Genomic DNA, 3,467 nt, shown 5'->3' with positions numbered 1-3,467 from the left:
GCGCCGCCGCCCTGTGGAGCGGGCTGGCCCTCTTGACCATCCTGCTGGCGATGCCCTGGACGCGCTCGCTGATTCCTTTCGTGCGCTGATACCGAAAAGAAGTATAGTTAGGATATCAAAGCGCTCATTCCCGTTAACCATTTAAGTGAAGACGAGTTGCTCCAGCGGCAACGTGCTGCGACGACGATTGATGAACGAGACCGTTGGTTCGCGATTCGAACGTTGACTCGCCAGCCTGAATACTCTCGCGCCCAACTGGCTGACCAACTTGGAAGGGCAAAAAGTTGGCTTTCCAGAATCATCAGGCTTTACAACGAACATGGGCCTGAAGCGATTGAAGACCGACGCAAGGGTCGGGCAGGTCAGCCACCTGCCTTGAATGCCGCTCATCGAGCGCTGCTCGATGAGCGGCTGCAGTCTGCCCCTGACGATGGTGGGGAGTGGACAGGGAGTAAGGTCGCTGAATGGATTGAGACACAGACGGGCAGAAGAGTCGATACGACGACTGCACGTCTTTATCTGCACCGCCTCGGTTACTCGCGCCAGAAGGGACGACCCGTTCACCCGAAGGCGGCCAGTGAGGAAGAGCAACTTGAACAGCAAAAAAAATTCGGGCGCTGGTCCAAGAACGGCAACAGCAGTACCCGGACAAACGAGTCGAGTTCTGGTGTCAGGACGAAGCGCGGCACGGCACGAAAAGTGTCCTCAGCAGAACCTGGATGAAAAAGGGGGAACGCTCCTGCGTTCCCCAGAGCAACGGCTATTCCTGGCTGTACGTCTACGGCTTTGTTCATCCCTGGACGGGACGTTGCGATCTGTTGCGCTTTGACAGCGTTGATATTGCTTCCTTCAATGCGGCACTGCAGCTTTTCAAAGCCCGAGTCGACCCGAAGAATGAAGCCCATATCGTGCTCTATGTCGACAATGCCGGGTGGCATCGCAGCAAAAAAGTGGTCTGTCCTGAAGGGATTGAGCTGATGTTCTCACTGCCGTACACGCCGGAATTGATGCCCGCAGAACACCTATGGCGACCTTTGAAAGAGGGGCTTTCCAATCGAGCATGGAGCGACTTAGACGAACTCCGGAACGCGCTTGATACTCGCTGCGCCTGGCTCATGAGCCAGGCCGCTCTCGTTTCACGAACCACCTTCTTTCATTGGCTCCCCAAAGCTTAATGCCTAAACTTTATTTCATTCCCGTATGATACGGACAAAATCAAGGGGAGAGACACCAGTTCGGTCGTCTCTCCCCTGCCCTTTGGACGGTTGGCTTATCGCTGCGGCTCGATGATGACCTTGCCCGTCGTCTTGCGGTCGAGGATGTCCTGAAAAGCGCGGGGGCTGTCGGCCAGGGCATAGGTGGGGCCGACCTGCGGCACGACCCGGCCACTGGCAATCAGCGGGGTCAGGCCCTGGGCAGCGGCGGCGACGGCTTCGGCGTCCTGCATCAGCGAGGTCAGCCACAGGCCGGTCACGGTCAGGTTGCGTTTCATCAGCGACACAGGGTTGAGGGTCGCTTCCTCACGGCTGGCGTTGCCGATGAAGATGATGCGTCCCCGGTCTGCCGCCATCTTGAGGCTTTCGCCAAAGCGTGTGCCGCCCACGACTTCCAGAATAAGGGGCACGCCACTGCCGCCCGCCGCCTCGCGCACCTTCTGTACGCGCTCGGGGTCGTCTTGCAGGATGGTCACGTCGGCCCCCAGGTCACGGGCGATTTGCAGTTTTTCATCGGTGCTCGCCAGGGCAATGACCTTCATGCCAAGCGCTCCCGCAAGCTGCACCGACGCCGTGCCGAGGGCGCCCGCCGCCGCCTGCACCAGCACCCATTCGCCCGCCTCGCCGCGCCCCAGCGTCTTGAGGGCGTGGTAGGCGGTCATGTACGACACCGGAAAAGCGGCGGCCTGCGCGGGAGTAAAGCTCTCGGGGACAGGCACCAGCCCAGCAGCAGGCACCACCGCGTACTCGGCGAGGCCGCCCGACCCGCCCAGCGCTGCCACCCGCTGTCCGACCTGCACGCCGCTCACGCCTTCGCCCAGGGCGTCCACCGTTCCGGCGAGTTCCATGCCGGGGGTATAGGGCAGCTTGGGGGCGGTGAGGTACTGCCCCCCCACGTTCAGCGCGTCGGCAAAGTTGATGCCCACCGCTTCGACCTTGAGGCGCACCTGACCGGGGCGGGGCTGCGGCACGTCCACCTCGCGCAGTTCCATGACCTCTGGCGTGCCCGTGCGCTCGACCCGAATGGCCTTCATTTTTTCAGACATGCGGGCAGCATAGCGGACGGGGCGGCGCGTGACCCTACAGCCCCAATTCGCCTACCGCCGCCACCGCCGTCTTTTCGCCGCGCTCGACCTCGGCCCGCAGTTCGCGCAGTCGTCCGGCGTCCTGCCCAGCCACGAAAGCGCGCCAGACCGCCTCGCGCAGCAATTCGTCGAACCACACGGCGGTCTGGGCCCGGCGCTTGGCTTCCAGATTGACTGTGGCGGCGTAGTCCTGAATTTTGGCCCACAGTTCGGGAATGCCCTCGCCCGTCACCGCCGAGGCCCGCAGCGCTGCGGGTCGCCAGGGCGCGTCGTGGGGGGTCAGCAGGGTGAGTGCGGCCCGCAGTTCGGTCTGGGCGCGAATGGCAGCCCTTGGGTTGATGTCGGCCTTGTTGACCACGCACAGGTCGCTCATTTCCATGATGCCGCGCTTGATGCCCTGTAACTCGTCGCCTGCGTTGGGCAGCGTCAGCAGCACGAACAGGTCGGTCATGGCGGCAACCTGGGTTTCGGACTGCCCGACTCCCACCGTCTCGACCAGAATCACGTCGTAGCCCGCCGCCTCGCACAGGGTCACCGTTTCGCGGGTGCGCCGGGCCACCCCGCCGAGCGTGCCGCCACTGGGACTGGGGCGAATAAAGGCATTGGGGTGCACCGTCAGCCGGGGCATGCGGGTCTTGTCGCCCATGATGCTGCCGCCAGTGCGGGCGCTCGAAGGGTCTACCGCCAGCACCGCCACCTTATGGCCCGCCCCCGCCAGAAACATCCCCAGCGCCTCGATGAGCGTGCTCTTGCCTACACCCGGCACCCCGGTCAGGCCGACGCGCACCGAGGGCCGCCCGTGCCCGGCGAGGTCGGCCAGCAGGGCCTGGGCCTCGCGCTCGTGGTCGGGGCGGGTGGATTCGGTGAGGGTAATGGCCTTCGCCAGAGCGCGGCGATTTCCCGCCAGCAGCGGCGCAGCCAGGGGGTGAGTGGGGGACATGCTCTGAGAATAGGGGACATCGTGGGGCCGCCGCCTACACGGTTCCAATAACACGCAAAGCGGTCGAGCGGCGCTCAGGCTGCCTCAGCCTCTCCGGGCAGCACCCCACTCCGCCATCTGGCCCATGCGCTTTGCCGCGCTGCCTGCCAGCATAGGCCCATGCCCCCCTTCACCCTCCGCGCCGCCCAGTACCCCGCCGATGCTCAGGCCATCGCCGAGGTGAAAAAC

General features: G+C 64.0%; 4 protein-coding genes. 2 read left to right on the top strand and 2 right to left on the bottom strand.

Features of this window, described 5'->3' with window-relative positions:
* Nucleotides 1-156 precede the first annotated feature (156 nt).
* A complete protein-coding gene (locus Q4C89_RS13700) occupies nt 157-723 on the top strand; it encodes a winged helix-turn-helix domain-containing protein (protein WP_368493243.1) in 567 nt (188 codons plus the stop codon).
* On the top strand, nt 609-1,175 hold the full coding sequence (locus Q4C89_RS13695) for an IS630 family transposase (protein ID WP_368493244.1): 567 nt from the start codon (nt 609-611) through the stop codon (nt 1,173-1,175). Before Q4C89_RS13700 ends, Q4C89_RS13695 begins: the two co-directional genes overlap by 115 nt.
* A gap of 95 nt (nt 1,176-1,270) precedes the next feature.
* On the opposite strand, the gene Q4C89_RS13690 is transcribed toward Q4C89_RS13695, so the two are convergent.
* Both Q4C89_RS13690 and meaB read right to left on the bottom strand, forming a co-directional pair.
* Nucleotides 1,271-2,260, bottom strand: coding sequence for an NADPH:quinone oxidoreductase family protein (locus Q4C89_RS13690; RefSeq protein ID WP_303103178.1), 990 nt, complete (start codon nt 2,258-2,260; stop codon nt 1,271-1,273).
* Nucleotides 2,261-2,294: 34 nt separating this feature from the next.
* On the bottom strand, nt 2,295-3,239 hold the full coding sequence (meaB, locus tag Q4C89_RS13685) for a methylmalonyl Co-A mutase-associated GTPase MeaB (RefSeq protein ID WP_303103177.1): 945 nt from the start codon (nt 3,237-3,239) through the stop codon (nt 2,295-2,297).
* Nucleotides 3,240-3,467: the final 228 nt, after the last annotated feature.

It is taken from the genome of Deinococcus sp. (assembly GCF_030523985.1).
In the GTDB taxonomy this organism is placed as follows: Bacteria; Deinococcota; Deinococci; order Deinococcales; family Deinococcaceae; genus Deinococcus.
This window is presented reverse-complemented; position numbering and strand designations above follow the sequence as displayed.

Coding starts and splice junctions, on each gene's coding strand:
- Q4C89_RS13690 (WP_303103178.1), bottom strand. CDS start 2,260: ATGTCTGAAAAAATGAAGGCCATTCGGGTCGAGCGCACGGGCACGCCA.
- meaB (WP_303103177.1), bottom strand. CDS start 3,239: ATGTCCCCCACTCACCCCCTGGCTGCGCCGCTGCTGGCGGGAAATCGC.